Source organism: Bradyrhizobium forestalis (assembly GCF_002795245.1).
Classification (GTDB): domain Bacteria; phylum Pseudomonadota; class Alphaproteobacteria; order Rhizobiales; family Xanthobacteraceae; genus Bradyrhizobium; species Bradyrhizobium forestalis.
In genome coordinates, this window is the sequence record NZ_PGVG01000005.1 from 138911 (window position 1) to 164355 (window position 25445).

Genomic DNA, 25445 nt, shown 5'->3' on the forward strand with positions numbered 1-25445 from the left:
TGGCAATGTCGCTCATTCCGGCCAATACGCTCACCGAGGCAATCGCGGGGATCGAGGACGTCTCCTCGCGCATCGAGGAGGTGTTCGCACGCGTCGGTCACGAGCTCGGACGCGGCCATCTCATCTTCAAGGAGCTGAACCAGGGCCTGGCAACGCTCTCCTCGGAACTCTCCGGTGCAGAGATCGAGGGGGCCGCGACCGCGCTGCAGGAGATCGCCGCGCGGCTCAGCGACCTCGCGCAGGCGCTGCCGGCCGAGACCGCGCTGCTCGAGACCATCGGCAAGAGCACGGCCGAGGCATCTGCCTTGCTCAAGCCGCTGGTCAAGCACATCCAGATGATCACCATCATCGCCCGCAGTGCGCGGATCGAGGCGGCCTCGCTCGACGGCGACCGCGAGGGCTTTCTCGCCTTCACGCAGGAGGCCTACGATCTCGGCAAGGCCGTGCAGGGCGCGATCGAGGGCTGCGCGCGGGATCAGCAGCGCCTGTCCGAGGCGGTCGCCACCGCATTCGGCCGGCAGAAGGAGTTCGAGAGCCGCTACCGCAATCAACTGGCGGCGGAGAGCGCCGAGCTCGGCTCCGCCTATTCCGGATTGCGCGATCAGCGCAGCAACGGCAGCCATCTCGCCGATCTCGCGAGCTCCAGCACCAGGAAGATCGCCGAGGCGGTGGGCAGCGCGATCATCTCCTTGCAGGCCGGTGACAGCACGCGCCAGCGTCTCGAGCATGTCTCGCACGGCCTCACGCTCGCCTCGGGACCCGCCCCGAGCCTCGTTCCCGAACCCGTCGCGAGCGAGGACGGCGCGCGCACGATTTGTCAATTGCAGGCGGCCCAGCTCAGAGATGCCCAGCGCGAGTTCGGCGGCGACATCGGTCAGATCGTTCGCGCCCTGACCGCCATCCTGCACGATGCGGGCAGTGTCGTCGGCCACGGCCGCACGCTCTTCGGCGGCGAGGACGGCGCTTCGTCATCGTTCCTGGCCCGCATCAAGCAGACGCTGGCACACGCCTCGACCCTGATCGCGACCTGCGAGGGCGCCGGCCGCTCGGTGGACGAGGCGCTCGCGATCGTCGAGGACACGCTGACGAAATTCCGCCAGGCGATCGCCGGGCTGGCCGAGGCGACGGTCGACATCACGCTGATCGGAATGAATGCGGGCCTCAAGGCGAGCCATCTCGGCAGCCGCGGCAGCGCTTTCGTCGTCATCGCCAACGAGCTCAAGGCCACCGCCGACCAGGTCTCGGTGGGAGCAGGGCGTCTGAGGCCCGTGCTCGACGGCATCGAGCGGTCGGCCGGGGAGCTGAAGCGGCTCCGCGTGCAGGGCGATCCCACGCAGCTCGCCAAGCTTGAGCCGCAGATCCTGCAGGCGCTGCGCGAGGTCGAGGCCGGCAACGAACGGCTCGGCAAGCTGATGAGCCGGCTCGTCAATGAAGGTGAGGAATTCGACGGGCTGATGAATTCGGCGCAAGGCCTGATGAGCACGCTCGGCGAAGGCTCGGCGGCATTGCCTGCCGTCGCGGCGCGGCTCGAGACCGCGAGCGCGGGCGCGCAGAAGCCGCGGCCGCAAGCGCAGGACGAAGCGATGCTCGACGAGCTGTTTGCGCGCTACACGATGGAGCGTGAGCGGGACGTCCACCGGGAATTCCTGCAAACGCTCGGGCTGACCTCGGTCGCCACCACGCGCCGGGTCGAGGCAGTCGAGACTGCGGACGACGGCATAGAATTGTTTTGATGCTGCTGCGGGGTCGCCTCGCGCCCGCGGAAATTTGACGGATTGACTTTGCAGGGCGTTAACCGTGGCGGAATGCTCGCCGCGACGGTCATTGTCGCGCCCCCACGGTTCGTTGCAAATACGCATGGAATTCACGGGCGGACGTTTCCATGCTGAAAGAGGGCAAATACGCGGCGTGGTTCAGAACCGCGCAAGCGCAAGGCACCGGTATCGTGCATCTGGCCCAGGGCCGGATCTCGGGCAGTGACAGCTTCTTCACCTATGGCGGCTCCTATCGGTTCGATGACGACCAGCGTTTCACGGCCGTCCTGACCACACGGCGACATGCCGACGGGCCGCCGACCGTGTTCGGGCTCGACGAGGTCGAGGTCGAGCTCTCCGGCGTGTATAGCGGTGCGATGGCGACCTGTTCGGGCACGGCGCGCGAAGCGCCCGACGTGAGGTTCGAAGCGACGCTGATCTACAGCCAGGAAGACGCACCGCCTGCCGACGCCCGGTGCGCGGTCGTAAAGCTCAGCGCCGACAAGCTGCCCAAGGGGTTCGACGGCCGTTCCCGCCCGCGGCCTCTGTTCAAGGCGGGCTCGCCCAAGCAAAAGCCAAATCGGCAATGATCCGCGCAGCTCCACTCGCGCTCGCGCCTGCCGCCACGATTAGCATTGCATTGACGCTGTTGTCTCGAATTCGCGCCGCGGCCGCGTTGCAGCAACTCTGCCTTTAGAAGCGAGAGCTAGTCTGCGGTCGATCTAGCGTGGTGGAAGAACATGCCTCAAATCTGGATGACATACGACGAGCTCGGCGCGCTTTGCGGCTGCGGTGCAACGGAAGCCCGGGACCGCGCCATCCATTTGTCGCTCGATCGTCGGAAGAGCCGCGACGGCGCAACGCGCGTCAAGCTCGATCTGGCGCTGACGGCCAAATTCTTTGCATCCGTTCGTGAAGCGGATCTCGATCTCGATTGCGCCATTGAAGCGCTGCACAACACCCACCGGCAAATGGCTGAGCTCCTGGCTCCCTCCGAGCTCCACAACAGGCGTGGGGTGGCTTGAGGGGGTGCGTCCACCGGCCATCTCGCTGAGGGGACGGCGGCCGCTTTAGGATGGTGGTCTGGGCAGGAACGCCAAGATCATCTGGGCGAGCATGACGCCCACGGTGCCTCCCGCCGCCTTCTGCAACACATCGAGGAAGCCCGGATCCCGGTCGGGTATGAAGGCTTGCATGAACTCCAGCCCCATGGCGACGGCTATGACGAGAGAGCAAGCCAAACCGAACCGTCCGGGCAGCAGGAAGGAAAGAAGGAAGCCGAGCAGCCCATAGGCGCTGAAGCGCTCGATCACGACGACCCAGTACGCCTCGTGATGCCCCATGAGCGCCGGCCTGCCCGACAGTTTCGCCAGCGTGGCGTAGACGATCAGGGCAAGGCAGATGCTCGCGGCTGCAATGAGGTGGTTCCTGCGCATGGCGCCAACATACAAGGTTGGTCGTCGGCCTGGATCGAAAGCCGAGAATATCGTTAAAGGCCCCTGCCGCCGTCGAAGGCCTTGCTCGCACGAGCCCGCTTTCAAGGTGATGCGTTCAGACGGCTCAGCCCCTCATCAGATCAGGACAAACGGATATGGGCGCGATCTCTCCCATCCTTCGAGACGCCCGCCGTTGGCGGGCCCTCTCCATGAACCACCTGTCAGACGACGTCTCTCAGGTGGTTCATGGTTCCATGTGCAGCGCCCGCTTTCGGCGCTGGGGGCTCAGGATGAGGAACGAGTGTGCAGCAGCAGTCTCATCCGGTTCAGGCGAAATCAGGCGAGGCTTCGAGCAAGAGCTTCGAGCAAGACTTGGAGATTGATCCTAGCCAGCGGGGGCCAAGATAGGGTTTAACGGAGACCGGCCCGGAAGGCCCACCCGAGCGATGGCCTGACCAATGGTCCGGCGGCCCGGGGATGGAAACAAGCATGGAAAGTTGAGCCGTATGATTAGGACGTTAAGCCTCCTCCTGGCGTTAGCTGTCGGGAGCTCTGTGGCCTCGGCGCAGGGGACCAAAGACACGCCATCGGGCACGCAGCCCACCGCGACCCGCAGCGGCACGGGTACCAATTCCGGTTCTGACAGCATGGGTGGCGCGTTCAAGGGAACGGGGACGCCAAATTACGGCACCAGCCCGGGGATGGGCTCCCAGAAGAAGTCGCACAACTAGTTGAGCAGGCTAGACCACCGGACGGGACGCTCAATCAATGCTCGCCGCCCGCATGCGGCGAGCGTTGCCGTTTTTGTAGTCAGGTTTTCTTCGCCGCCTTCGACTTCAACGAAAGACCAAGGCGCAACGCCATGCGCTTGATCGCATCGGGCGAGCGTCCGAGAACTTTCGCCGCTTGCTCCAGCGAGGCTGAAGATTTGGCCAACTCCATGAGCCGGCGATCTTCCTTGAACGACCAGGGCCTGCGCGCCATAACCGAAATGATCCTCTCGTCGACACAACGACAAAGCCGCCAAGCGGACCCATGTTCGCTCGACGGCTTTGCTTGGGTGGGGCCGGGCTTGGGGGAGCCCGGTGCGAGAGATGGATAAGCAAAGCGCGAGAGTTCGCAACAAACAACGCGGATTAAGCTAACCTCTCAACCTTACCGGGATGAAGTTGGTGCAGGACGCTCCGTATAACCACGGATGTTTCGTCAGCAGTGCCGTCGGCGACGGCGCACCAGACGCGATTGAGGACATGTCGGAGGCATGTCGTGCAGATCGCAGCTGTGCCCGAGCACAGTGCGCTCAGCCGCTTCGCATGACGCCGCTTGCCGAAGTGAACAGGGGTTAACATCGCCAGCTGGATATCGCTCTCGAACAATGAGAGATTGCGTCATCCTCTGCAGGGGTTATCGCATATGACTCGCGTCGGCAGCTTACGCGCACGCCTCGTCCTTCGAGACGGCGCTTACGCGCCTCCTCTCCATGAACCACCTGTCAGACGACGTCTGGCAGGTGGTTCATGGTTCCATGTGCAGCGCCCGCTTTCGGCGCTGGGGGCTCAGGATGAGGCTAATCGGCGTCAGTACCCGTTGAAACTACTGCCGCGCACTCCGCCCTCATCCTGAGGAGCCCGCCTCAAGCGGGCGTCTCGAAGGATGGGCCGCAACGAAAAGCTCTCAAATGCGATAACCTGTCATGACGACCAAACATCGAGCAGCACGTTGCACAAACTTCATGTTCGTCTGACAAAAGTTTCAGCGCCGATGATCTTGAAGTCGTCGCAGCATCACGTTGAAATGTACCGGGAGGACCGTTCCGAAAATTGGGAACATTCCAAATGCTTGCAATTTTGCTTTTGATTTCGATTTTTGCAGCCGGCTTTTGCTCTGGCTATGGTGTGCGGGCGTGGCGCTCGCGCAAGCGATCGGCACGATATCGTCTTTATGCGCCCTACACGCCGGCATCGATGGGAGCCAGGCAAAGCGAGCATCCATCGTAATGGCGGAACCGTGGGCGCGATGTTGAGCCGGAGCTGATCCTGGCTTGCTGATCTTGGCTTGCGGCCGGGTCGGATAACCATGCGCAGTTAGGTTAACATAGTGCGGTCCTTGAGAGCTTCGGAAGGGCAACCTAAAAAGGCAACCTAAAACATATTAGGTCATGGCGAGAGTTTAGCCGCCTCGATATTTTTAGCGGCTCGCACAGGTGGCGTGAATGGCGTATTTGATTGCGTTGCTGGGCGCGACTTGCGTCCTCATTTTGATCGCGTTTGTTCGTATCTTTGATCGGCGGCTCAAAGATCTTCCGGGGCCCTGGATCCTGAACGAGGGGCATTCGAATGACTGATCAAAGGCACATCGCGCCCCGCAGATATTTCGTCGACGCCCAAGGGCATCGTGTTCTGATCGGCCTGTCTCCGGAAGAGACGGCGGAGTTCGAGGCGCTGGATCTTGCATCGACCGAGACAGTGCAATTCGCATCCGGGATCCACGCGCGGAAAGGAGCCGCCGCGGAGGGCGAAGTCCGATGGCTCGAGCTCTATTCCAAGCACGAAGGAGCTTGGCGGGCGTGGATCGCACAAAGCCAGGCAGGACGGGCGCAGGGTTTAGGCTTTGTTAACTATGTCTGACCGATGGTAGCCGCCTTAATCTCGAATGTGGGATGGCCCAGATGTTTCAGCTGTTCCTGAGAGCGCGCGCACACAATCTTCTCGGCTCCCGGCGCGAGGACAAAGGCTTCAAAGCCCGCTCCGTCGAGCGTGATGCGGAGACCGACCGCGTGCGGATCGGTGCCGTCCTGGCGGCGATCGAAACAGCGTTGCAGGAGGCGGAGAGGGAGCAGGCCGGGCTCAACCGGCGTGTTGACGATGCCCTTGCGCGTGCGTCCGTCACCTTCGGTAACGGCACCGATGAATATCTCGAGCGGGAAGCGCTCGATAATTATCATCAGGATCTCTTCGCGGCCGACATCTCGAACGGCCAGCGACGGCTCAAGGAATTGGCGAGCAGCATCGCTCACTTGAAGTTCGTCAAGACCGCAATGCTGACGCGTTTTCCGGATTTCAAACCGCCGCAGCTCAACAGCTAACGCGGAATAGTTTTAGGTCGAATCGATCGCTGCGGCTCGTTCACCTCTCCCGCTTGCGGGAGAGGCGTAGGCCGCTTTTGGGCGGCCGTCATCTCAAATGACGCCGAGGCAAAGCCTCGGCTATGGCGAAGCGCCGGGTGAGGGCTTTCTCCTCTTGGGGATTGTCCCATCGCGGAAGCACCCTCTCCCCAACCCTCTCCCGCAAGCGGGAGAGGGAGCGCACCTCCGTCGTTGGAGCAATCAAGCCTCATCTCATCACCGTTTAGTGTCGGCAATCTTGCTGCGCGCTCTGCGGCCATCCTTCGAGACGCCCGCTTTAGGCGGGCTCCTCAGGATGAGGACAGAGTGCGCGGCAGCAGTTCAGTTTCAACGGGCACCGACGCCGATTAGCCTCATCCTGAGGGACCGCGCAGCGGTCGTCTCGAGGGACGAGGCGTGCGCGCAGGCCGCCGCCGAGAGTCAAATGCGATAGCCCTGCGGCATGCAGGGCGGACCGCCTGACAATTCGGTGCCGCTTTGCCGTTTGGCGCTTCGATCCTTTTTGATATGCTTCCCGCAAGAATCCGGATTTGAAGGAGCGAACAGGTGCCGGTCAAGAAATTGCGGACGTTGGTTGGATTGGCATGTGTCTTGACACTGGCCGCGCCGGCGACGGCCTCGGCCATCACCGCCGAGGTGGCGCGCGCATGCGACGCGGCGGTCGCCAAGGCCTTTCCGCCCAGACAAATCGGCAATCCCGCGGCCGGGAGCGCCAAGGGAACGGGCAAGGATCAGCGCGAATACTTCCAGAAATGTGTCGCCAACAACGGCAAGGTCGACGACATGCCGGCGGACGCGCCAAAGGACAAGAAGCCGACCAAATAGGAAACGGGAAGGCTGCGCTAGCGTCGGGGCGGCGGGCAGGGCGAGTAGAACGCGCCGTTGGTCGCATTGATGCGTTCGACGCACTGATTGGGATCGGTGATCGTTCCAGCCACGGTGAAGTCGTAGCCCATGCCCTTGACGACGACGATGTAGCGGCCGGGCGCGAGCGTAAAGCCGTCTTGCTCCGGTTGGAGCAATAGCATTCTCGACTGGTCTTCGACCGGACCTACCTTGTAGGGGTAGGACATGCTGCGGATGACCCAGGAATCGCCGGCGCTGACCATGGCGGCCTTCCCGGTGGCATCGACGCCCATGGCCCGGGAGACTTTCGCGACCACCCGAACTTCGGTCCCGCTTGCATCGACACCCCCGTCGGGCCTGAACACGATGAATCTGACATCGCCGTCCGGCAATGTGGTCACGCTCGGCGTGTTGATGGCGGCGGAGATCGCGACGCGCCGGTCCGGGATTTTTCCAGGTACCGGCTTGAGCTCATGGAGCTGGCCCTCGCTCAAGGCATAGACGCCGAACGTCGTCGGCAATGGCATCGAGGGCTGCGCAGCTGGCGCCGGCTCCTTTGAGCTGTCAGGCGTTCGTTCCACGGTCTCGCCCACCGAGGGGGTCGGGATCGCGGTTGGCTGAGGCTCCGGACTCTTCGGCGCACGCTCGGGCGGCGCCACCTGCGACAATGCGGTCAGTTGTGTCTTCAACCGTGGCCAATAGACGACCGCGGTACTGGCGCCCGCCATCACCAGGAGGATGGCGGTTAGTCGAACGAGAGAATTGAAGGCGCCGCTCCGTTTGGCTTGCTCCAGCGATCTTGGCGGCGCGGCAGGATGGCGCGGCGTCTCGGTAGCCGTCGGAATGGGCGGAGGAACAGGGAGGCTGACCGGCGGAGAATTCGCCGCGGAGGCTGCGGCGGCCTCTGGCGGTGAGGATGAGGATGTTCCGCTTCGTTCAAAGGACCGCTCGACCTCCCGAATGGCGCGCTCGAGGACTTGCTGGAGCGCTCGCGCTTCCCGCGCATCGGCGTGGGTGAATTGTTCCAGAAGCTTGATGCGGGCCAGCTCGTACACGGCATCCCGCATCTGCCTGGGGTCGTCGGAGATTTCGCGGATCCGCTCCGTCAGCAGGCGGACAAGTCCGGCCTTGATCTCTTGCGCCTGCGAGGCGTTGGCTGCTGTGTCGCCGGGCTCCGTCATCAAGGCCGATCAACTAGCTCGGATGGTGCTGTTTCGCTAGGCTTTTTCACCCGGATCCCTCCGGTCGCGGTGAATCGCTTTGATGATCCGAGCTGCAAGGTCCTGCGCGACCGTCTCGAAGAGCTTGCTTTTGGTCAGAAACCTGTGACATTTCGCCCAGCTCCTCTTTCCGGTGTTCGACCATGCGCGGCATTTTGACAGCAATCATGTTCTTGGCTTTCCTGGTTCAGTCTGCTTCTGCGCAAGGGACCAAGGATCAGGCCAACACCACCAGCTCCAGCATCGTGACCACGCCCGATAAAAAGAAACAGACGACCCAGGCTGCCTCGCGGCCCACCGCTGTCCGGAATGTGACGGGGAGCCTTCCTGCCGGACGGGCGGCCCAAGGCGTCTGGAGGGATGGCAAGCTGATCGCGGTGCCTCGCTGAGGTCACCCGTGCCTCGCTGAGGTCACGCAACGAACCGTGATACCGCCGTGAAGGAACGGTGGTCGCCTCCCTGACGTTCTCGCTCGGGAGATCTCGCATGAAACGATTAGTCTTGATCACACTCGCGCTTGTCGTGCCTGCTGCCGGCGCCTGGGCCCAGGGCGTCAATGACCCCTCGACGCCCAATCGCAATGTGATCATCGTCAACCCGTCGCAGCCTTCGCCCCCTAACGCGACGCCGAATATCCCGAGCCGGATCGAGCCGCCCGTGACGAGGGGCGGATTCGCCCGCCCCTATCACGGGAATAGAACCCGGGGCAGTGGCTCAAGCCGCCGTTAGAGCATGATCCGGAAAAGTGTGCAGCGGTTTTCCGAAAAGATCATGCTCAAACAATCACCTAAAGCGCGATGGCGATTCATCCAAATCGCATCGCGCTTTAGTCGCGCTGAACACCCGCCAAGATCGCAGAGCGGGCTATTGCGGATTGACCTCGACCTCCAGGGTCGATGTCCCTGCGGCGTGCCGGTTCTTGCCCGAGATCAGCAGCGTGAACTTGTCGCTGCCGCGCGCCTCGTGTTCTGCCGAATAGCGGAAGCCGGACCCGACCACCGCCAATTGTCCCCGTGATGGCCCGCTCACGACCGAGACCTTGAAGATCTGCATGTACGACCAACGCAGGCCCTGGATGCAGTCGGCTCCAGGCGCGATCGACATCGTCCATTTCACCGTATCGTGCGACAAGGCGAACGGCGTCCTGTCCTTGATGCAGAGGGGGCTCGCGTGCGCCGTCGGGCCAGCCATGGCGAAAGCCGCGAAGGCAACACCTGACAGCAACACCGATCTTGCACGCATTCTCGGTAACTCCACGAGCGGATGCCGAAAGTTCGCAGCAAGGACCTAACGCGGTCTTAGAACGGAGCTGTTGCCCTGAGGCCGATCATACGATTTGGATCTCAGGAAAGACCAATCATCCGGTCGGCCTTTCCCAGACCATGCCATCCTACCCCTGTTTTGCCCGACGGAGCAAATCGAATTTCGGGAAAGGCGTAACCCATTGATTTGGCTGATGCCGGCTACTGTGCATGGGGTTGTTTTCGTATTTTGATAGGACGGCCACGCCCTCTTAAAATGTTGCAATTGGCAACCGCATCAGCTGAAGTTGCGGCGGCCTCGCTGCTGCGCGGCCCGCTTGGGAGTCATCGGAGTGCGATCCACTCGCCGCAAGTCCATATCGGATCGCTCGATATCGGTGCGCGCGCCGGTCAAGGCGGCGGTGGCCGCCGCTGTCGGATGGGTCCTCTGTGCCTGTCCGCTGTCATGTCTGGCCCAGACCGAGCCGGAGCCGTCCGTCAACGACTATCTTCCACCCAGTGAGCCGGAAATTTCGCGCGACGAATGGCGGCAGCGGATCGAGGACGCACGGCGCCGCGCCAAGGAGGTCTCGCGCGAGCGGCGGGAGCATCCGGAGCTCTACAAGCCGATTCCGGAAGATCCGGACCTCGTCGCGACCGAACGTCTGCTTCGCGACGACAGCCTGCAGCGAGGCGACATCGTCACGACCAAGAAGGGCATGTTCGTCTACCAGGGCCGATCCGATCAGCCGCGCCGCGATCAGGATTTCGTGCCCGTGAACCCGAAATCGGTGCGCTGAGTCAGTACCGCCGCAAGATCTCGTTGAATTTGGGATCGGTCACTTTCGCGGTCTCGAGCAGCAGCGACTTGCCTTGCGGCGTTGCCTGCACATAGGCCGCGATCAGCAGCGGCTCGTAACGCGAGCGATGGGCCAGCGCCGCGCGGATGTCGGATTGCGCCAGCAGCTTGATTTCTTCGTCGGTTGCAGCGGCGCTCGAGGTCACGGTCTGGACGCGGGAGAAGGCAACGTCGATCGGCACCGACCCGCTCAAGTAGGACATCTTCACCGCCGGCGTGACCGCCTCGCCGGCCTGCGCCTGTAGCGTGCCGAGCGTCAGCCACAGCGCGGGTCGGATCGGTGAGACTTTCAAGGCGGCGATGACCGCGGCTTGGACCGCCTTGTTCTCGCTGGCCCGTCCGCCTGCATCGATCGACGGACGGTGAAGAATGTCAGCGGCCATCGCGGCCGCATAATTCGCCAGCAGATCGCCATCCCATGAGAAAGGTGCCAGGCCGCCGGCGGCCGCCAGCTTGGCCTTGTCGGGCGGAATCTCGCCCGAGAACAAGTCGCTGGCGCGAAAGTTCGGTCGGACGAGATCGCCATAGAATGCCAAGCCGGCGTGAAGCGCCAGCACGATTGCGGTCACGATGCCGATGACGCGAAGCAGGTTGATGCGGGTCATGGTGGAATTGACGAGGCCTGTGCGGGCGAGCCGACGATGGGATTGAGGTTCAGCCGGAGCCCTCAAATTGCCATCAGACTATCGCCTTGGATCGTCAGCAGCGTCAAGTTTCCGGTCGCATATGCACCGGTGTCGATGTTGATGCGGTTTGGGCGGATGTCGGGCGCGCTGACCGGGGTATGACCGTGAACGATGTATTTGCCGAAGCGCTCCTCGGAGGCCAGGAATTCCTCGCGGATCCAGAGCAGGTCCTCATCCTTCTGCCGATCGAGCGGGATGCCCGGCTTGACCCCGGCATGGACGAAGAAGAAGTCGCCGCAGGTGAAGGACGAGGGCAATTGCTGGAGGAAGGCCAGGTGCTCCGCCGGCAGCGCGCGTTTCAAGCCCTCGATCAGCTCGACCTGCTGCTCCGCGGACGGATTCATGGTCGGCGTGATGCCGTAGGAGACCAGCGTCAGCAGGCCGCCGTAGTGGCGCCACTCCTGCAGGCGGGCGGGGTCCTTGAGCACCTCGAGCAGGAAGACCTCGTGGTTGCCCCTCAGACAAACCGTCTCGTGCGATTTCGAGCGTTCGATCAACAGATCAAGCACGGCGCGCGAGTCCGGGCCGCGGTCGACATAGTCACCGAGGAAGACCTGAATGGCGCGTTCGGGGGCCGAGCGGGCAAGATCGACGTCGATCACGGTTAACAGCGATTGAAGCAAATCGGCGCGGCCATGCACGTCGCCGATCGCATAGACGCGAACGCCGTCGGGAAGCCGAGGCTTGGTCTTCTTGCGAAAGCGCGAGGAAAGGCCCATCAGGTCGGTCGAATCGCCTTGGCGTCACGAGCGGAACTTCGTTACCGCTCTTAGCAGAACAAGTCACACATCGGTATTCTTAATTGTTTGCAACCAACGCGCCCGCATTTTGATTAAAGCATCGCGCGGCCTTTGAGCCGTATTTCAAGAGGTCTCGCGTAGCGTCCTTCCCAACAAAAACGGGGAGCGCGACATGCGCAAAGTTGTAAAGTTCCTGGCGGCCGTGGCCGCTGTCGTCGTTGCTGCGGGGACGCAGCGGAGCGCGGAAGCCGCCTTTGTCGGCGCGCCCATGGGGCTGCGGGGCGCCATCCAATACATCAAGTTCGACCAGCCGACGCTGGCGCCGATGGCGTTCACCATCTTTTGCCTGAAGTACAAGGACGAGTGCAAGCCGCGGCCGCAGCAGATCGTCTTCCGGGGCGGACGCCTGAAGCTGACGGCCGAGCGCATGGCGCAGATGCAAGAGGTCAACCAGCGGGTCAATACCGCGATCCGTCCTGAGCCCAACCTGGAAGGCCTGCGCGGCGAGAAATGGCTGCTGCACCCGGCGAGCGGTGATTGCAACGACTACGCCGTGACAAAACGCCACGATCTGATCGCCAAAGGCTTTCCGGCGCGCGCGGTGCTGCTGAGCGAGGTCGTGACCACCTGGGGCGAGCATCATCTCGTGGTCGTGGTGCGCACCTTCTCGGGCGATTTCGTGCTGGACAATCTCTCCGGCCACATCATGCCGTGGTCGAAGAAGCCCTATCGCTGGGTCCGCATCCAGTCGCCCAAGAATCCGAACTACTGGGCCTCACTCGGAGATCGTGCGGTTTGATCACCCGCGCTCTATCGTGATCCGGATTGGCTGACGCTCTGCGACAGCCCCAATCCCACGATTACCGAAAGACACAGGATCGCTGCCGGGCGCAGCAATCCAGGACCCGCAAAGCTCTGGACCAGCGCAAAGAGAACACAGGCGGCGGCTGCCGCCGGAAAGAACGAGTCGCGTCCGCGCTGCAGAGCGCCTAAGAACAGGCGGACCAAAACGATCAGGCTCACCGCGATCATGGCAGCCAGGCCGATCCATCCCATCCCCGCAAACACGGAAGTGGCCGCCGAGGGCGTGGATAAAACGGCGCCGGCATCGCTCTGATAGATCCTGCCCACCGCGGCAAAGGTCCCGGCGCCGGCGCCGAACCAGCGCGTATCGGCCAACATGCGCTCGAGGGCGGCCTTGGTCTCGGTCCCCATCTCCGGGACGAGCCGCAGCAGGATCGGTCCGGAGCTCTTGTCGAAAAGAAAGGTCAGCACGATCGCCGCGCCGATCAGAGCCGCCACCGACAATGCGCCCGCGGCCAATGGCGACAGGTCCAGTCTGCGGATGACGAGGATCAGCAGGATCAGCACGACGCCAAACGCCGCTGCGATCGCGCTGCTCGTTCCTGAAAACCCAAAGATCGCGGCGGCGCTGACCAAGGCCCCGACCAGACCGCAAAGGCCGATCGCGACCGAGCGAAGCAGCGAGTGACGGGTTTCGGCCCGTTCGGCTGCGAGCTGCATGACCGCCAGATTGAGCATGAGGCCGAGGCCGGCCAAGGTCGTCGTGAGGTCATGGGGTACGCTTGCAGCAAGCGCCGGCGAGAGCCGATGCAGGTCCAAGATCAAGGCGGAGGCCGCGGTTACTCCGCTCAGCACGAACAGAACCAGCTCGGCCCGGCCGCGGTTGCGGACCACCAGGATCGCGACGCTGAGCGACGAGATCGCAGCAAGCGCCAGCAGCAGCGCGTTCACCGTCAAGCCGATATCGGCCGTGATCGGCCCGAGCGAGAGGCCACCGAGGACGTCGTGAGCGCTGGACCAGATCGGGTGCGCGCCGCCCAGCGGAAGCGGGGCGAGCTGGGCGGCGATGCACAGCGGAATGGCAATCAGGATCCAGCGGCCCCAGGACGTCGCGCGAACATAGTGCTCGTAGTCGGCCTTTCGCGTGCTCAAGGCGGCCGCCAGCAAGCTGAGCGCTGCGGCCATCGTCCCCAGCTGCACACCAAATTTGGCGTCGGCGAATTCGAGAGCGGAAGCGGAAACGATGGAAACGATGAGGGCGAAATAAGCGAGGGACAAACGGCGCTCGAAGGGAATCCTGAAACGGTCAGGTCACCATACAAGCGGGCGGTTGGTTTTCAAGCGAAGGTCTGCGCGCGTCGTCAGCGCACAGTTTTGACCGGCCGGGCGAAGACGCGGCCAGCGCGCGCGGCAGCAAGGCCAAAGCGCGCGCCTGACCCAAAGAGGTAGCCGCCCTGCAGGGCAATGGCCGCGAACACCACGCCCTTGAGGCTCTCGAGCATCGTGAGATCGACCAGCAAGCCGACCGGGACGGCGGCGAGCACCATGACGAAGGTCAACGGCAGCAGCACCAGGACCCGAAAGCGTTGGCCCAGCACGGCACCTACCAAAAAGCTGAAAATCAAAAACGCGGTCATCCGAAACACTCTCTGTGCTCCGGACCCTAGGTTCCCCTCCCTAAAAAGACCCTTAAGTTGTATGGCTAAATTTGGCCTATAGGCTGCAATTGGCCAGCAATGAATTGTAGGCTTCCCGCAGCCCGTTCAGGGCCACCATACCCTTGATCTCGCTGTCGCTTTCCCTCACGACCACGGACAGCGAGGGCGTCGTCTGCCATTTGCCGGCGGCAAAGGCGGAGACCTCGTCGGGCAGCAGCACGGCAGCGCCCGCGGCCGCCATGCTGGCGTCGAACGTCAGCGTGCCGCCGCCGCTCGCGGCGATGGTGACCTTGGGGTGGCTCCGCGGCGGGAAGGGCCGTATCAAGGCCACCAGCACGTCGATCTTGCCCTTCGGTGCACAGCGGACGATCAGGCCGGCGAAGTCCGGGTCCGACTGGGTCGTGTCCGCCGTCTTCATGATGGCGGCGAAGCTCTCGCCGTCCTTGCTCCCTTGGGTCCGGGTGAATTTCCAGACGGAGGAGGACGCAGGGGCGGCGACGGCAACGATGGATGTGCCCTGGCATGACGATGGCGCGCTGCCAATGCAGGAGGGGCCAGGATCGCCTGGGCGATCAGCCGCGCCAAACAGGGAACTTGCCAACAGCGTGATCAGAAGGGGGGCAGACACGGGAGTCCTATCCTCAATAGACCCAGCCTTAGCAGACGGCCGCGAGGTCAAGAAGCCTTGCGCTCGACACATCGAGCCCTTGAGTTGGGCGGTTTGCTCGCCGACCGGGCACACGAAATACAACAAATAGTCACAAAGGCTTAAACTAAGCCCCAAACAGTGGCCCACACGCAACAGTAGCCGACCGATCGCACCGTTAACCACTCGGGAACCCTTGTCGCACCGCCCGCGCCGCCGTACCAATCGAGGCTAATTGGGGTCTCTTGGGGCGCGATTCATGCATTCCTTTGCCAAGTCATATTTTTTCAAGCCGGCGTTTCTGGCCGCTGCCTTAGCGCTCGGGGCGTGCTCGACCAATCCCGGCTCGGGTCCGCTCACGGACGACGTCAACAACAAGATCCAGACTGAAAACGCGCCGGCCTACGAGCTGGTGCCGCTCAATCCGGCCACGGTGAAGATCCTGCACACCCATGAGCCCAAGGGGCTCGCCGGCGTGTTCACCGACCGACGTCCGCCCGCCAGCATCGTGTTCGGCATCGGCGACGTCGTCAGCGTCACCATCTTCGAAGCTGCGGCTGGTGGTCTGTTCATCCCGGCGGAAGCCGGCGTCCGCCCGGGTAACTATGTGACCATCCCGGATCAATCGGTCGACAATGACGGCTTCATCACCGTGCCCTATGCCGGCCAGGTCAAGGCGGCGGGTCTGACGGCGGTCCAAATCCAGCGCGCCATCATCGAGAAGATCGGCAACCGCGCCATCGAGCCGCAGGCGGTCGTGGCGATGTCCTCGCAGCGCACCCAGCTCATCAGCGTGCTCGGCGAGGTCAATTCGCCGGCGCGTTATCCGGCGAGCGCGGCGGGTGCCAAGGATCGCGTGCTCGATGCGATCACCCGCGCCGGCGGCATCAAGGGCCAGGGCTTCGAGACCTGGGTCATGCTCGAGCGCGCGGGCAAGCGGGCGACCGTGCCGTTCGAAAATCTCGTGATGGCGCCCGAGAACAACGTCTATGTGCGTCCGGACGACAGCATCTACGTCTATCGCGAGCAGCAGAAGTTCCTGGCATTCGGCGCCAGCGGCCAGAGCGGCGAGTTCAACTTCGATGCCTGGCGCATCAACCTCGGCGAAGCGGTCGGCAAGGCCGGCGGCCTCTTGGATGGCCAGGCCGATCCGGCTGCCGTCTATCTCTATCGCCGCGAGCCGCGCGAGGTCGCAGCCCAGCTCGGCATCGACGTGAGCAAGTACACGTCAGAAACGATCCCGGTCATCTTCAACGTGAACTTCCGCGATCCCGGCGGCTTCTTCCTCGCCACCAAGGTCATGATGAAGAACGGCGACATCATCTACGTCTCGAACTCGCGCAACGTCGAAGTTGCCAAGTTCCTGAACTACCTGCGTGTGATCATGGCGACCGGCAGCGATGCCGTGAACCTCTCCAACGACGCCCTGATCTTCCGCAACAACATCAAGCTGGCGCCGTAAGACGCCGACTTGATCGACCAAAGACGATGGCACCGGGGCTTTGTCCCGGTGCCATTTTCGTTTAGCAATCGAAGCGGTTCTGTCGGGGCTACGCGTTCGGCATCTGGATCCGGGCGCCACTCGGCACGGCGCGCCGGCCATCGGTGACCCCGCAGCATGGCAAGGGGCTTCATGCGCTTTCGAACATTTTGCCGCTGTCTGGCTCTGGTCCCTGTCGTCTTCGGGCTAGCACCGGCCGGGACGGTTCTCGGCGCTGCCGCAGAGCTGGGCGTCCGCCACCGCATCGATGTGATGGTTCTGGCCGAGCCTGATGCTCCGATCTTGTCGCGCCTGAAGGGGGCCAAGGGCGAGCTGTCCTTCACCGTCCGTCTCTCGGCGAACTCCAAGGAGAGCAAGTTCTTCGGGATGCTGCGCCCGTCTTTCCCGGATATCGTCGTGCCTGACGGCCCGGGCAAACCGCTGGTCCAACAGACCAAGCTCTGGGAGGAGGACGTCTGCCATCAGCGCCGCGGCCTGCCGAAGGTCACCGTGACCCAGCTCGGCGGGCATTTTGCCGAAGGGGAGGGGCGGGTCGAGGTCTCCGCCATCAACCGGCACATCGGCCTTCTCGTCCCACCCGACGAGTTAACCCCCGGAATAAAACTCGATCAGGGGAGCGATGGCTTTGGGCTATTCTATGCGTTCCGGGCCCAGACCCGGAACAGCCGTCTCAACGTCGATCTGAAGATCTATCCGATCGATTGCTTCCTCTAAGCTCAAGCAAAGCCCGCCCGAACAGAGCTCGCTCCAGAACGACGATGCACCTTTGGCCTCCCAACATCAGCTGGTCCAGGATTCGCTGGTCATGGAGCCTGCCTGCGACCTTCATCCTGTTCTTCGTGGCCGCGGGCGCGCCGTTTCCGTTCGGCTCGACCAATGATCTGTCGATCGCGTTCTGGTGCCTGTGTCTCGGGGTCGCGGTGATCTTCGCGCCGACGCGCGATCTGCGGGCGCCGCATCTTTGGCTGCTCGCCGGCATCGGCGTGATCGTCGCCGCTTACGCGTTCGTCCTGCATGAGCAGCTGTCCGATCATCCCTGGGTCGCGCCATTCCAGCCGATCTGGAAGCAGGCCTCGGATCTGCTCGGCGTGCCGATCGCCCCGTCCGCGTCCATCGTCAAGAACGAGGCGTTCTTCGCGCTCGGCGCGCCGCTCGCCAACATCCTCGCCATCGTGCTCGGTATCACCGTCGGCGCCGAGCGTGAGCGCGCGCGCCGCTTGCTGTGGGTGATCGCGATCTCGGGCGCGGCCTACGCCCTTTACGGCGTGCTCTCGTTCCTGATCGAGCCCACCATGATCCTGTGGCGGGACAAGAACGCCTATCTCGGCAGCGTCACCGGCACCTTCATCAACCGCAACACGGCGGCGGCGTATTTCGGCTCGGCCGCGGGGATCTGGATGCTCCTGATCCTGGAGGACGTCCGCCGCCGCCTGCCGGAGCGGCATGTCGAATGGCGGCGTCTGTCGCTCGATCTGCGCACGATCCCGCCAAGAGAAATCCTGCCGCAGCTGAGCTGCCTCCTGATCTGCCTGATGGCGATGTTCATGACGACCTCGCGCGCCGGCGTCGGCCTGTCGCTGCTGGCGATGATCGTCGCGTTCACGCTCTTTCTGCGAAAAGACCTGCCGCCGCGCACGGGCATCTGGATCTCGCTGGGCTCCGGCCTCGCCGTCGCGCTCGGCCTGTTGCAGCTGCTCGGCGGCCGCGTCTCGAGCCGCTTCGACAGCCAGGGCCTGGTCGACGAGGGCCGCGTCGAGGCCTGGAAATCGACGCTTCGGATCATCGCCGATAACCCGTGGTTCGGCACCGGCATGGGCACCTTCCAATGGGCCTTCCCGCCCTACCGCAGCCCCAACATCTCGATTCGCGGCGTCTGGGATGCCGCGCATTCGACGCCGCTGGAGCTTGCCTCCGAGGTAGGCATTCCCATGGCGCTGCTGGTGGCGCTCGGCTGGGCCATTATGCTGCTGGTGCTGGCGCGGGGCGTGTTCGGACGGCGGCGCGATGCCATCATCGCGCAGGCGGCTGCGGCGACCGCGACGCTGTCGCTTTTGCATTCATGCCTCGACTTCACGCTCCAGGTGCCCGGCTACAGCATTCCGTTCTTTGCGCTTTTCGGCGCGGGCCTGGCGCAATCCTTCTCGACCAGGGACGGCCGCCCGAGGGCGGACCACGTCGCTACCAGGCCGCGAGGCGAGGGCGGTCCGACAACCGCTGCCCGCACGGCGCGCACGCTGCCCGAGCTTCACAAAAGTGTCTAGATTTGAAGCAGTTGCGCCGTTTACGAAGTCTTTAGAATAAGTGGACAGCTCTCGTCTCTTCCGATAGGTTCCGCACTGCACAGCCATTTGCCCGGGCCGAGGAAGCACATCGGGGCAGCTGATTTTTTGGAGGTTGATTTATGAGCGTTATCAGAATCGCGCTTCGCATGGCTGCCGCCGCGGCCCTCGCCGCGACGATCTCGTCGGCCGCCAGCGCCGCCATTTATCCGCCGCAGCGCCAGCTGCCGGCCACCGTCATTTCCGAGTTCAAGGCTGCCCCCAGCAGCCTGTTGCAGCAATATCCGACCGGCGGCCCGCAGCTGATCTCGCGCGTGCGCGATCTCGGCGCCTCCGATCCGACCACGCTTCCCGGCCTGATCGCGCTCTTGAAGGATCCCGCGACGACCAAGGACCAGATGCGCGCGATCGTCGGCGGCCTCGCCCAAGTCGCCCGCATGGCCGCGCAGTCCGACCAGGCCTATGCCAATGAGATCCAGGCCGCGATCGCCGGCACCGGCAACCAGGACGTGATCGCCGCCTACCAGGCCGCGACCGGCGACGTCGCGATCGCCGCGACCGGCGGTGGTGCGGGCGGCTCATCCGGCGCGGGCGGGCCGGGTGGCAATCCCGGCAACACGGGCGGTTCTAACAACGGTGCGCCGAGCTTCGGCGGATTCCACTATGCGAACACCGTCTCACCGAACTCGGGCGCAGGTACCGCCGGAATCACTAACGCCTCGAACAACGTCAGCCCGCGCCGCTGAGCGCCGACGAGCTTGCAGGAGCGGTCCGGCCGGACCGCTCCACGACGGAACGGCGCTTTGCGGCGCCGTTTTGCGTTTACGGCGTTAAGCTTCCGCGCAAATTATAATGTGCGCGCACCGTTGCGCTGCATCAATTGAGTTCAGCCGCGTTTCGCCGCGTGTTATATTCGCCTTCAAGTGCCGGTTCTTTTCGAGTGTTTTTGCTCGCGTGACTTTCTCATCCCAATGCCGTCCTCCAGAACCAGTCGCTGGACGATTTCAGGAATTGCACAATGCTGCAGGTGAATAAGCCGTCGTCGGAGATCAACCGCGACTACGCCGAGGTTGAAGGCTCTCCGGCCCAGACGCTCACCTCGTATGTCGAGATCGTCCGCCGCCAATTCCCGACCATGGTCGCGATCGTCTCGGCCTGCGTGATCCTGGCGTTGCTCTATCTCTTCACCGCCGCGCCGCAATTCACCTCCACCGCCTCGATGGTGATCGACACCCGCAAGGTGCAGCTGTTCCAGCAGCAATCCGTCCTTGGCGATATCGCGATCGATTCCGCGACGGTGGAGACCCAGGTTGAGATTCTGAAATCCGAGAACATCAGCCTCGCTGTGATCCGCGATCTCCATCTGACAGACGATCCCGAGTTCACAGGCGGTGCGGGCGGTCTGCTCGGCACAATTATAGGCGCCGTCTCGGGGCTTTTCTCGGAGGGCCGCCCATCGTCCGAATTCGAGCAAACTCGCAAGGCGCTTGGCGTGTTCGAGAAGAACCGCACCATCAAGCGCCTCGGCCTGACCTATGTGATGGAGATCGGCTACACCTCGAAAGATCCGAATAAGGCCGCGAAGATCGCCAATGCGATTGCAGACGCCTACATCGTCGACCAGCTCGAGGCGAAGTACCAGGCGACCCGCCGGGCCAGCGTATGGCTGCAGGACCGCATCAAGGAGCTGCGCACCCAAGCCTCCGTTGCGCAAAAGGCAGTGGTGGATTTCAAGACGGCCAACAACATCGTCGACACCGGTGGGCGGCTGATGAACGAGCAGCAGCTTGCAGAGGTCAATAGTCAGCTTGTGATGGCTCACGCGGCCACGGCCGAAGCCAAGGCACGGCTCGACCGCATGAACGACATCCTCAAGCAGGACATTCCGGACGCCAACGTCGCCGACGCGTTGAAGAACGACACTATTGTCAAGCTCCGCGCCCAGTACGTCGACATGGCGTCCAAGGAATCGATCTGGGCTATGAAATACGGCTCTGATCACCTGGCGGCGGTCAACCTGCGCAGGCAGATGGCGGAGATCAAGAAGAACATCACCGACGAGCTGAAGCGCATCCAGCAATCCTACAAGAGCGATTACGACATCGCGGTGACGCGCGAGGAGAGCATCAAATCCAGCCTCGCCAATGCTGTGTCGGAGTCGCAACTCACCAACCACGCGCAGATCCAGCTCCGCGAGCTCGAGAGCAACGCCCAGTCCTACCAGGCGATGTACGACAACTTCCTCCAGCGCTACATGGAGAGCGTGCAGCAGCAATCGTTCCCGATTACCGAGGCACGGGTGATCAGCGCGGCAACGACGCCGCTGGTGAAGAGCTACCCGAAGTCGCTGATCATCCTGGCGGCGAGCCTGCTCGGCGGTATGATGCTGGCCTTCGGCGCGGCGATGGCGCGCGAGCTCACCGACAAAGTGTTCCGTACCACTGGCCAGGTCGAGGAACAACTCGGCGCCAATTGCATCGCGATTCTTCCAGCGCTCGGTCCCGCGACCGCGGCGCCCGGGCTCGGCGAGAGGATGCTGGGCGGCAAGCTCGCCGCGAAGGGTAATCCTCAGCCTGATCTGCTGCGCTATATCGTGAACAATCCGCTGTCACGCTTCTCGGAAGCCGTGCGCTCGGTGAAGGTGGCGGTCGATCTCAACTCTATCGTGCGCGAGAACCGTGTGTTGGCTACGACGTCGACCTTGCCGAACGAGGGTAAGAGTACGCTGTCGACCAACCTCGCACAGCTGATGGCGCATGGCGGCGCGCGGGTGATCCTCGTCGATGCCGATTTGCGGAACCCCTCATTGTCGCGCGCATTGGTGCCCGATGCGAAGATCGGCCTTGTCGATGTCGTCGCGCAGAAGGCGCGGCTCGAGGACGCCCTGATCGTCGATGCCGAGACGAAGCTGTCGATCCTGCCAGCGGGCGCCACTTCGAAGCTGTTGCACACCAACGAGATACTGGCGTCGAAGGCGATGCACGCGCTGGTGACCCAGCTTCGCGCGCAGTTCGACTATGTAGTGCTGGACATGCCACCAATGGCGCCCGTTGTAGACGTGCGCGTTACCTCCGCGTTCGTCGACTCCTACGTGTTCGTGGTGGAGTGGGGCCGGACCAAGATCGATGTGGTCCGGCACAATCTGCGCGGCTCGCCGGAAATCCAGGACAAGCTTCTCGGCGTCGTCCTGAACAAGGCCGACACGAAAGCGCTGGCGCGCTACGAGTCCTATCATGGCCGCTACTACTATCAGAAATATTATGCCCGTTACGGGTATGTCGAATAGCCGCCCTAGGCCGTTCGTGGTTCTGCTGCGTGGACTGTTGCTTGCGTCCGGGCTTGCCAGCGTGCTCTGGTCTCTTATGGTGTTGCCGTCCTTTCGGGGGCTTTTGCCGGCCCGTGACATAGCGGCACGGATCATCTCGGATGACCGGTTGAAGGCGCAGGCATTGGCGGAAATCCTTGCGCTCATCGAGCCTGCAGCTGCGGCTGCCCTGTCGCCGCCCGAACTGTTTCGTGCCAGTGCGCTCGCGCGGGTTCGGCTTGCCGAAGTGGCCATGGCGCGCAAGAGCTCCGATGAGGCGGATGCCGAGATCGCAGCGGCAGAGCAAAAGCTGGTTGAGGCGCTCTCTGTCAATCCCACAGATTCGTTTCTGTGGTTGATGCTCTACTCGGTCGAGACGAGCCGCAGCGGCTTTGATCCAAAGACGGTGGCCCACCTGGAACGATCATATCTGGCCGGGCCGAATGAGGGCTGGATTGCGGTTCGCCGCAATCGCGTTGCGCTTGGCGTATTCCCGCTGCTGAGCGAATTAGCTCAGGCACGCGTAGTAGATGAGTTCGCCGAGATGGTGGATGCAGATTTTTGGAACGACACGGAAGCAAATCTGACCGGCATCGGATGGGCGCATCGCGATCGGTTGCTTGCCGGGCTTCAGCGCGTCGATCTCGTCTCTCGGGAGGCGTTCGCACGCATGCTGTTCCGGGACGGCTACGACATTCAGGTCCCAGGCGTGAAACAAAAGGAGAGACCCTGGTGATGGCTCCAACCTGTCTCGTTCAGGATCGCCTGTGGCTGACGGCCCTGTGCATCCTTTGCATCAGCGTTTCCAGCGGTCGTGCGCAGACCACCACCACAGGCCCGGCGCTGACCATGCAACGCAGTTTGGACCAGTCGGGAGCGAACGTGATACGGGATCCGCTGGGACGGCCGTGCCTCGATGTCGAGGCAGCTGCTCGTGCCGGGGCCGCCAATCCTGCTATGCAAGACCATATTGTGAGCATCAAGAACAACTGTGCGAAGTTGATCAAGGCGAAGGTTTGTTACGCGAACTCCGATCACTGCAACGAAGTCGTCTTGCAGGCATACAAGCGCGTCGATACGATTCTCGGCAGCATGAAGGGCGTGACGACTTTCCGCTACACCATCACCCAACGGTAGCGCTGAAGGGCAGGACCGTTCATGCACCGGTTTGCGTGCGTCACCATCGCGCCATTGATGTCTGCCTTCGTCCTTTCGGCTTGCGAGCCGGCCGTTGGTGCACCTTCCGTGTTCTGGGCCAGCGATCCCGTGGGACCGGACGAGACGGTTCTCGTCGTTGGTGATGGCCTTGCCAAGGTCGAGACCGTTGAAGTTACGCGCGTCGCCGACCAAGCGGAGCGCGCAGCTCCTCCGGCTCAGGGCGTCAAGGTCATTCCCGTGCAAGTCAGCAACGAGTCGCTGAAATTCACGATTCCGAAAGACATGGCCCAAGGAGTTTATCGCATCTCGCTTGGCAGCGATGCTGCTCCCGCCCTCGACCTGAATGCCCCGACCATCTATTGGCCGCAGGGTGATCTCGGCGGGAGCAGCAGCCCGGGGGGCTGGCTTCGCGTGTTCGGCCGCAACATTGCGTCCGGACAAGGGGCGGTGGGTCGGCTGAAGCCTGCTGGCGGCGCCGGCGCGGAGATCTCTCTGCAGCCATCCGTCGCGAGCACGTGGGATTCCACGTTCAGTCTCCCTGCCGATCTCGATGTCGGCGAATATTCGGTCAGGCTCTGGAATGGTCATGGCGATTCCAATGATTGGCGGGACGTCGGCATCTGGCGGGTGAAAGGGAGGGCGGTTTGGCCCGACCTGACCCTCGATGCCAAGGCCTTTGGTGCCGTTGCTGACGGCGTGCGCGACGACACGCCCGCGCTCAAGTCGGCGTTGCTGTCCCTCGCGCAAAAAGGCGGAGGAACGCTGTTCCTTCCCCGCGGCTACTACCGCCTCTCAGATGGATTGACCTTGCCACCCCATACCCGCCTGAAGGGCGAGGGGCGCACGCTGGTGCGCTTGATCTGGCCAGACTTCCCTGTGCCTCCTTTGGCCCTGCTCGACGGCTCGACGGAGTTTGCGATCGAGGACCTCACGATCGTGGCCTCCAACCACGCGCATATCATCAGCGGTGGATTTTCTCGTGCGCCGGGCGACGAAGCTACGGAGCCGCAAAACATCGTCTTGCGCAACGTGACCGTGCGCGCATCGATGTATCGCGGTCATCTCACTCCGGACCAGACCAATGACCGCCTCAAGGCCGCCCTGAAATTCTCGACCGGCGGACCGGATACGGTTCGCCTGACCGGCAAGAACCTCATTGTCGAGGATTGCGACCTCTACGGTTCGGGCCGTTCCCTGTATCTCGAGCGTCCCCGCTCGGCGCGGGTGACAGGCAACAAGCTCTACAACGGGCGTTGGGGGTGGTACTCCATTAGTGGCGCAGATCGCGTGATCTTCGAGGACAACGATGTGATCGGAGGCGACCTACAGAGTACGGGGGGAGGCTTGAACACGCTCAGCAAGCACGAGATGTTCGCCCAAAGCGTCGCGTTTCTGCACAATCGCCTCCAGATGATGAACGGATGGGATCGAGAGGCGGTGACCTCCGATGGCCCTGGAGGATGTTACTACGGCCACGCGGCTTCCATTGGCGGTGACAGGCGTAAAATAACTCTGCAGCCATCGCAGACGGATGGGCCGCAGGATTTACAAAGATGCGTTGGCGCGGGTCTCTTTGTTCTAGGGGGACGGGGCATGGGACAAGTGCGGCGGATTCGTTCAATTGAAGGGCTGGACGTTCTGCTCGATGATCCGCTCGACGTTCAGACGGACAATTCCTCCATCGTCTCGCTCACCACATTGCAGCGCCGCTACCTGATAGTCGGTAACGAGCTTTCTGACGCAAGCACTGGCGTGCAGCTCTTTGGTTCGTCCGTTGAGCATGTCGTTGCGGACAATATCTCACGCCGGACCTGGGGGCTGCTCAACAGGGGGTTGTATTACAGAGCGTATCAGCCGACGTGGTATTCTCAGTTTTTGCACAACCAAATCGCCGAGGGCGACTTGTGGCGGGATGCTTTTATTGGAACATGGGGTTCTCAGAAGCCTCCCAATACGGCCCCGTTGTCGCTGGCCACGATCATCCGTTCGAATACGTTGTCGGAGGATGCGCATATTGAAGTGAGGGGTTATATAAAAGCTGCTCCCGGCGTTCGCGATGTGGTAATTGAAAAAAATCAGCTGTCTCAGCGAGCGAGTAATTCAATCATTGTGGATGAGGGAGCCACTGGCGTCTTGATCAAAAGCAATGTGAGCTCCGAAACAAAAGGCCCAGCAACTCGCGATTAATT

General features: G+C 62.8%; 26 protein-coding genes. 17 read left to right on the forward strand and 9 right to left on the reverse strand.

Annotation, left to right across the window (positions count from 1 at the left end; genetic code table 11):
- Positions 1 to 5: 5 nt before the first annotated feature.
- The 3 genes from CVM73_RS08555 (at position 6) to CVM73_RS08565 (ending at position 2779) form a co-directional block, all read left to right on the forward strand.
- The gene (locus CVM73_RS08555) at positions 6 to 1733 is read left to right on the forward strand and encodes a chemotaxis protein (RefSeq protein WP_100231687.1); all 1728 of its coding nucleotides are present in this window, start codon (positions 6 to 8) and stop codon (positions 1731 to 1733) included.
- Between the two features lie 149 nt (positions 1734 to 1882).
- Positions 1883 to 2344, forward strand: coding sequence for a hypothetical protein (locus tag CVM73_RS08560; protein WP_100231562.1), 462 nt, complete (start codon positions 1883 to 1885; stop codon positions 2342 to 2344).
- Positions 2345 to 2494: 150 nt separating this feature from the next.
- On the forward strand, positions 2495 to 2779 hold the full coding sequence (locus CVM73_RS08565; protein WP_100231563.1) for a hypothetical protein: 285 nt from the start codon (positions 2495 to 2497) through the stop codon (positions 2777 to 2779).
- Positions 2780 to 2824: 45 nt separating this feature from the next.
- On the opposite strand, the gene CVM73_RS08570 is transcribed toward CVM73_RS08565, so the two are convergent.
- A complete protein-coding gene (locus CVM73_RS08570) occupies positions 2825 to 3190 on the reverse strand; it encodes a VanZ family protein (RefSeq protein ID WP_100231564.1) in 366 nt (121 codons plus the stop codon).
- 810 nt (positions 3191 to 4000) lie between these two features.
- A complete protein-coding gene (locus CVM73_RS40080) occupies positions 4001 to 4174 on the reverse strand; it encodes a hypothetical protein (RefSeq protein ID WP_167406723.1) in 174 nt (57 codons plus the stop codon).
- 1352 nt (positions 4175 to 5526) lie between these two features.
- Between CVM73_RS40080 and CVM73_RS08580 the strand changes: the two genes are divergently transcribed.
- The 3 genes from CVM73_RS08580 (at position 5527) to CVM73_RS08600 (ending at position 7139) form a co-directional block, all read left to right on the forward strand.
- The gene (locus CVM73_RS08580; protein ID WP_100231566.1) at positions 5527 to 5817 is read left to right on the forward strand and encodes a hypothetical protein; all 291 of its coding nucleotides are present in this window, start codon (positions 5527 to 5529) and stop codon (positions 5815 to 5817) included.
- 41 nt (positions 5818 to 5858) lie between these two features.
- On the forward strand, positions 5859 to 6275 hold the full coding sequence (locus CVM73_RS40850) for a hypothetical protein (protein ID WP_027572839.1): 417 nt from the start codon (positions 5859 to 5861) through the stop codon (positions 6273 to 6275).
- A 630-nt stretch (positions 6276 to 6905) separates the two neighbouring features.
- Positions 6906 to 7139 (forward strand): hypothetical protein, encoded by a 234-nt coding sequence (locus tag CVM73_RS08600; RefSeq protein WP_245452248.1) that lies wholly within the window; start codon positions 6906 to 6908, stop codon positions 7137 to 7139.
- 17 nt (positions 7140 to 7156) lie between these two features.
- On the opposite strand, the gene CVM73_RS08605 is transcribed toward CVM73_RS08600, so the two are convergent.
- Positions 7157 to 8341: a hypothetical protein gene (locus CVM73_RS08605; RefSeq protein ID WP_100231569.1), complete on the reverse strand. Its 1185-nt coding sequence runs from the start codon at positions 8339 to 8341 to the stop codon at positions 7157 to 7159.
- Positions 8342 to 8523: 182 nt separating this feature from the next.
- Between CVM73_RS08605 and CVM73_RS08610 the strand changes: the two genes are divergently transcribed.
- Positions 8524 to 8769, forward strand: a complete 246-nt coding sequence (locus tag CVM73_RS08610; RefSeq protein ID WP_100231570.1) for a hypothetical protein — start codon at positions 8524 to 8526, stop codon at positions 8767 to 8769.
- Positions 8770 to 9244: 475 nt separating this feature from the next.
- On the opposite strand, the gene CVM73_RS08615 is transcribed toward CVM73_RS08610, so the two are convergent.
- Positions 9245 to 9622, reverse strand: coding sequence for a hypothetical protein (locus tag CVM73_RS08615; RefSeq protein ID WP_208639182.1), 378 nt, complete (start codon positions 9620 to 9622; stop codon positions 9245 to 9247).
- A 352-nt stretch (positions 9623 to 9974) separates the two neighbouring features.
- Between CVM73_RS08615 and CVM73_RS08620 the strand changes: the two genes are divergently transcribed.
- Positions 9975 to 10421, forward strand: coding sequence for a hypothetical protein (locus CVM73_RS08620; protein WP_245452249.1), 447 nt, complete (start codon positions 9975 to 9977; stop codon positions 10419 to 10421).
- A 1-nt stretch (position 10422) separates the two neighbouring features.
- Here the strand turns inward: CVM73_RS08620 and CVM73_RS08625 are convergent, their stop codons facing one another.
- Positions 10423 to 11085 carry a hypothetical protein gene (locus CVM73_RS08625; RefSeq protein ID WP_100231571.1) on the reverse strand — a complete coding sequence of 221 codons (663 nt, stop codon included), beginning with the start codon at positions 11083 to 11085 and terminating at the stop codon, positions 10423 to 10425.
- Between the two features lie 62 nt (positions 11086 to 11147).
- A complete protein-coding gene (locus tag CVM73_RS08630) occupies positions 11148 to 11885 on the reverse strand; it encodes a metallophosphoesterase family protein (protein ID WP_100231572.1) in 738 nt (245 codons plus the stop codon).
- Positions 11886 to 12078: 193 nt separating this feature from the next.
- On the opposite strand from CVM73_RS08630, the gene CVM73_RS08635 reads away from it, so the two are divergent.
- On the forward strand, positions 12079 to 12705 hold the full coding sequence (locus CVM73_RS08635) for a transglutaminase-like cysteine peptidase (RefSeq protein WP_100231573.1): 627 nt from the start codon (positions 12079 to 12081) through the stop codon (positions 12703 to 12705).
- Between the two features lie 11 nt (positions 12706 to 12716).
- Here CVM73_RS08635 and CVM73_RS08640 read toward each other — a convergent pair whose 3' ends face one another.
- The 3 genes from CVM73_RS08640 to CVM73_RS08650 all read right to left on the reverse strand — a co-directional run bounded on the left by CVM73_RS08640 (position 12717) and on the right by CVM73_RS08650 (position 14996).
- Entirely contained in the window at positions 12717 to 13667 is a 951-nt protein-coding gene (locus tag CVM73_RS08640; RefSeq protein ID WP_245452250.1) for a hypothetical protein, read from the reverse strand.
- 404 nt (positions 13668 to 14071) lie between these two features.
- Positions 14072 to 14347: a hypothetical protein gene (locus tag CVM73_RS08645; RefSeq protein WP_100231575.1), complete on the reverse strand. Its 276-nt coding sequence runs from the start codon at positions 14345 to 14347 to the stop codon at positions 14072 to 14074.
- Between the two features lie 76 nt (positions 14348 to 14423).
- Positions 14424 to 14996: a hypothetical protein gene (locus CVM73_RS08650; RefSeq protein ID WP_245452251.1), complete on the reverse strand. Its 573-nt coding sequence runs from the start codon at positions 14994 to 14996 to the stop codon at positions 14424 to 14426.
- Positions 14997 to 15273: 277 nt separating this feature from the next.
- Between CVM73_RS08650 and CVM73_RS08655 the strand changes: the two genes are divergently transcribed.
- The 8 genes from CVM73_RS08655 to CVM73_RS08690 all read left to right on the forward strand — a co-directional run bounded on the left by CVM73_RS08655 (position 15274) and on the right by CVM73_RS08690 (position 25443).
- On the forward strand, positions 15274 to 16476 hold the full coding sequence (locus CVM73_RS08655; RefSeq protein WP_100231576.1) for a polysaccharide biosynthesis/export family protein: 1203 nt from the start codon (positions 15274 to 15276) through the stop codon (positions 16474 to 16476).
- Positions 16477 to 16647: 171 nt separating this feature from the next.
- Positions 16648 to 17229, forward strand: coding sequence for a hypothetical protein (locus CVM73_RS08660; protein WP_245452252.1), 582 nt, complete (start codon positions 16648 to 16650; stop codon positions 17227 to 17229).
- A gap of 44 nt (positions 17230 to 17273) precedes the next feature.
- Entirely contained in the window at positions 17274 to 18776 is a 1503-nt protein-coding gene (locus CVM73_RS08665) for an O-antigen ligase family protein (RefSeq protein ID WP_100231577.1), read from the forward strand.
- Between the two features lie 140 nt (positions 18777 to 18916).
- Positions 18917 to 19540 carry a hypothetical protein gene (locus tag CVM73_RS08670; RefSeq protein ID WP_100231578.1) on the forward strand — a complete coding sequence of 208 codons (624 nt, stop codon included), beginning with the start codon at positions 18917 to 18919 and terminating at the stop codon, positions 19538 to 19540.
- A gap of 272 nt (positions 19541 to 19812) precedes the next feature.
- On the forward strand, positions 19813 to 22080 hold the full coding sequence (locus tag CVM73_RS08675) for a polysaccharide biosynthesis tyrosine autokinase (protein WP_100231579.1): 2268 nt from the start codon (positions 19813 to 19815) through the stop codon (positions 22078 to 22080).
- Positions 22028 to 22834 (forward strand): hypothetical protein, encoded by an 807-nt coding sequence (locus CVM73_RS08680; protein ID WP_146006578.1) that lies wholly within the window; start codon positions 22028 to 22030, stop codon positions 22832 to 22834. The genes CVM73_RS08675 and CVM73_RS08680 overlap by 53 nt, the downstream gene beginning before the upstream one ends.
- Positions 22831 to 23235, forward strand: coding sequence for a hypothetical protein (locus CVM73_RS08685; RefSeq protein ID WP_100231581.1), 405 nt, complete (start codon positions 22831 to 22833; stop codon positions 23233 to 23235). Before CVM73_RS08680 ends, CVM73_RS08685 begins: the two co-directional genes overlap by 4 nt.
- 21 nt (positions 23236 to 23256) lie before the next feature.
- Positions 23257 to 25443 carry a glycosyl hydrolase family 28-related protein gene (locus tag CVM73_RS08690; RefSeq protein WP_100231582.1) on the forward strand — a complete coding sequence of 729 codons (2187 nt, stop codon included), beginning with the start codon at positions 23257 to 23259 and terminating at the stop codon, positions 25441 to 25443.
- Positions 25444 to 25445 lie beyond the last annotated feature (2 nt).

Bases quoted from the DNA above. Each gene is read 5' to 3' on its own strand.
- CVM73_RS08680 (WP_146006578.1), top strand. From the start codon at position 22,028: ATGGCCGCTACTACTATCAGAAATATTATGCCCGTTACGGGTATGTCG.
- CVM73_RS08645 (WP_100231575.1), bottom strand. From the start codon at position 14,347: ATGACCGCGTTTTTGATTTTCAGCTTTTTGGTAGGTGCCGTGCTGGGC.
- CVM73_RS08555 (WP_100231687.1), top strand. From the start codon at position 6: ATGTCGCTCATTCCGGCCAATACGCTCACCGAGGCAATCGCGGGGATC.
- CVM73_RS08610 (WP_100231570.1), top strand. From the start codon at position 8,524: ATGCGCGGCATTTTGACAGCAATCATGTTCTTGGCTTTCCTGGTTCAG.
- CVM73_RS08560 (WP_100231562.1), top strand. From the start codon at position 1,883: ATGCTGAAAGAGGGCAAATACGCGGCGTGGTTCAGAACCGCGCAAGCG.
- CVM73_RS08625 (WP_100231571.1), bottom strand. From the start codon at position 11,085: ATGACCCGCATCAACCTGCTTCGCGTCATCGGCATCGTGACCGCAATC.
- CVM73_RS08580 (WP_100231566.1), top strand. From the start codon at position 5,527: ATGACTGATCAAAGGCACATCGCGCCCCGCAGATATTTCGTCGACGCC.
- CVM73_RS08615 (WP_208639182.1), bottom strand. From the start codon at position 9,622: ATGCGTGCAAGATCGGTGTTGCTGTCAGGTGTTGCCTTCGCGGCTTTC.
- CVM73_RS08570 (WP_100231564.1), bottom strand. From the start codon at position 3,190: ATGCGCAGGAACCACCTCATTGCAGCCGCGAGCATCTGCCTTGCCCTG.
- CVM73_RS08660 (WP_245452252.1), top strand. From the start codon at position 16,648: ATGCGCTTTCGAACATTTTGCCGCTGTCTGGCTCTGGTCCCTGTCGTC.
- CVM73_RS08630 (WP_100231572.1), bottom strand. From the start codon at position 11,885: ATGGGCCTTTCCTCGCGCTTTCGCAAGAAGACCAAGCCTCGGCTTCCC.
- CVM73_RS08655 (WP_100231576.1), top strand. From the start codon at position 15,274: ATGCATTCCTTTGCCAAGTCATATTTTTTCAAGCCGGCGTTTCTGGCC.
- CVM73_RS08605 (WP_100231569.1), bottom strand. From the start codon at position 8,341: ATGACGGAGCCCGGCGACACAGCAGCCAACGCCTCGCAGGCGCAAGAG.
- CVM73_RS08635 (WP_100231573.1), top strand. From the start codon at position 12,079: ATGCGCAAAGTTGTAAAGTTCCTGGCGGCCGTGGCCGCTGTCGTCGTT.
- CVM73_RS08675 (WP_100231579.1), top strand. From the start codon at position 19,813: ATGCTGCAGGTGAATAAGCCGTCGTCGGAGATCAACCGCGACTACGCC.
- CVM73_RS08665 (WP_100231577.1), top strand. From the start codon at position 17,274: ATGCACCTTTGGCCTCCCAACATCAGCTGGTCCAGGATTCGCTGGTCA.
- CVM73_RS40850 (WP_027572839.1), top strand. From the start codon at position 5,859: ATGTTTCAGCTGTTCCTGAGAGCGCGCGCACACAATCTTCTCGGCTCC.
- CVM73_RS08690 (WP_100231582.1), top strand. From the start codon at position 23,257: ATGCACCGGTTTGCGTGCGTCACCATCGCGCCATTGATGTCTGCCTTC.
- CVM73_RS08565 (WP_100231563.1), top strand. From the start codon at position 2,495: ATGCCTCAAATCTGGATGACATACGACGAGCTCGGCGCGCTTTGCGGC.
- CVM73_RS08670 (WP_100231578.1), top strand. From the start codon at position 18,917: ATGAGCGTTATCAGAATCGCGCTTCGCATGGCTGCCGCCGCGGCCCTC.
- CVM73_RS40080 (WP_167406723.1), bottom strand. From the start codon at position 4,174: ATGGCGCGCAGGCCCTGGTCGTTCAAGGAAGATCGCCGGCTCATGGAG.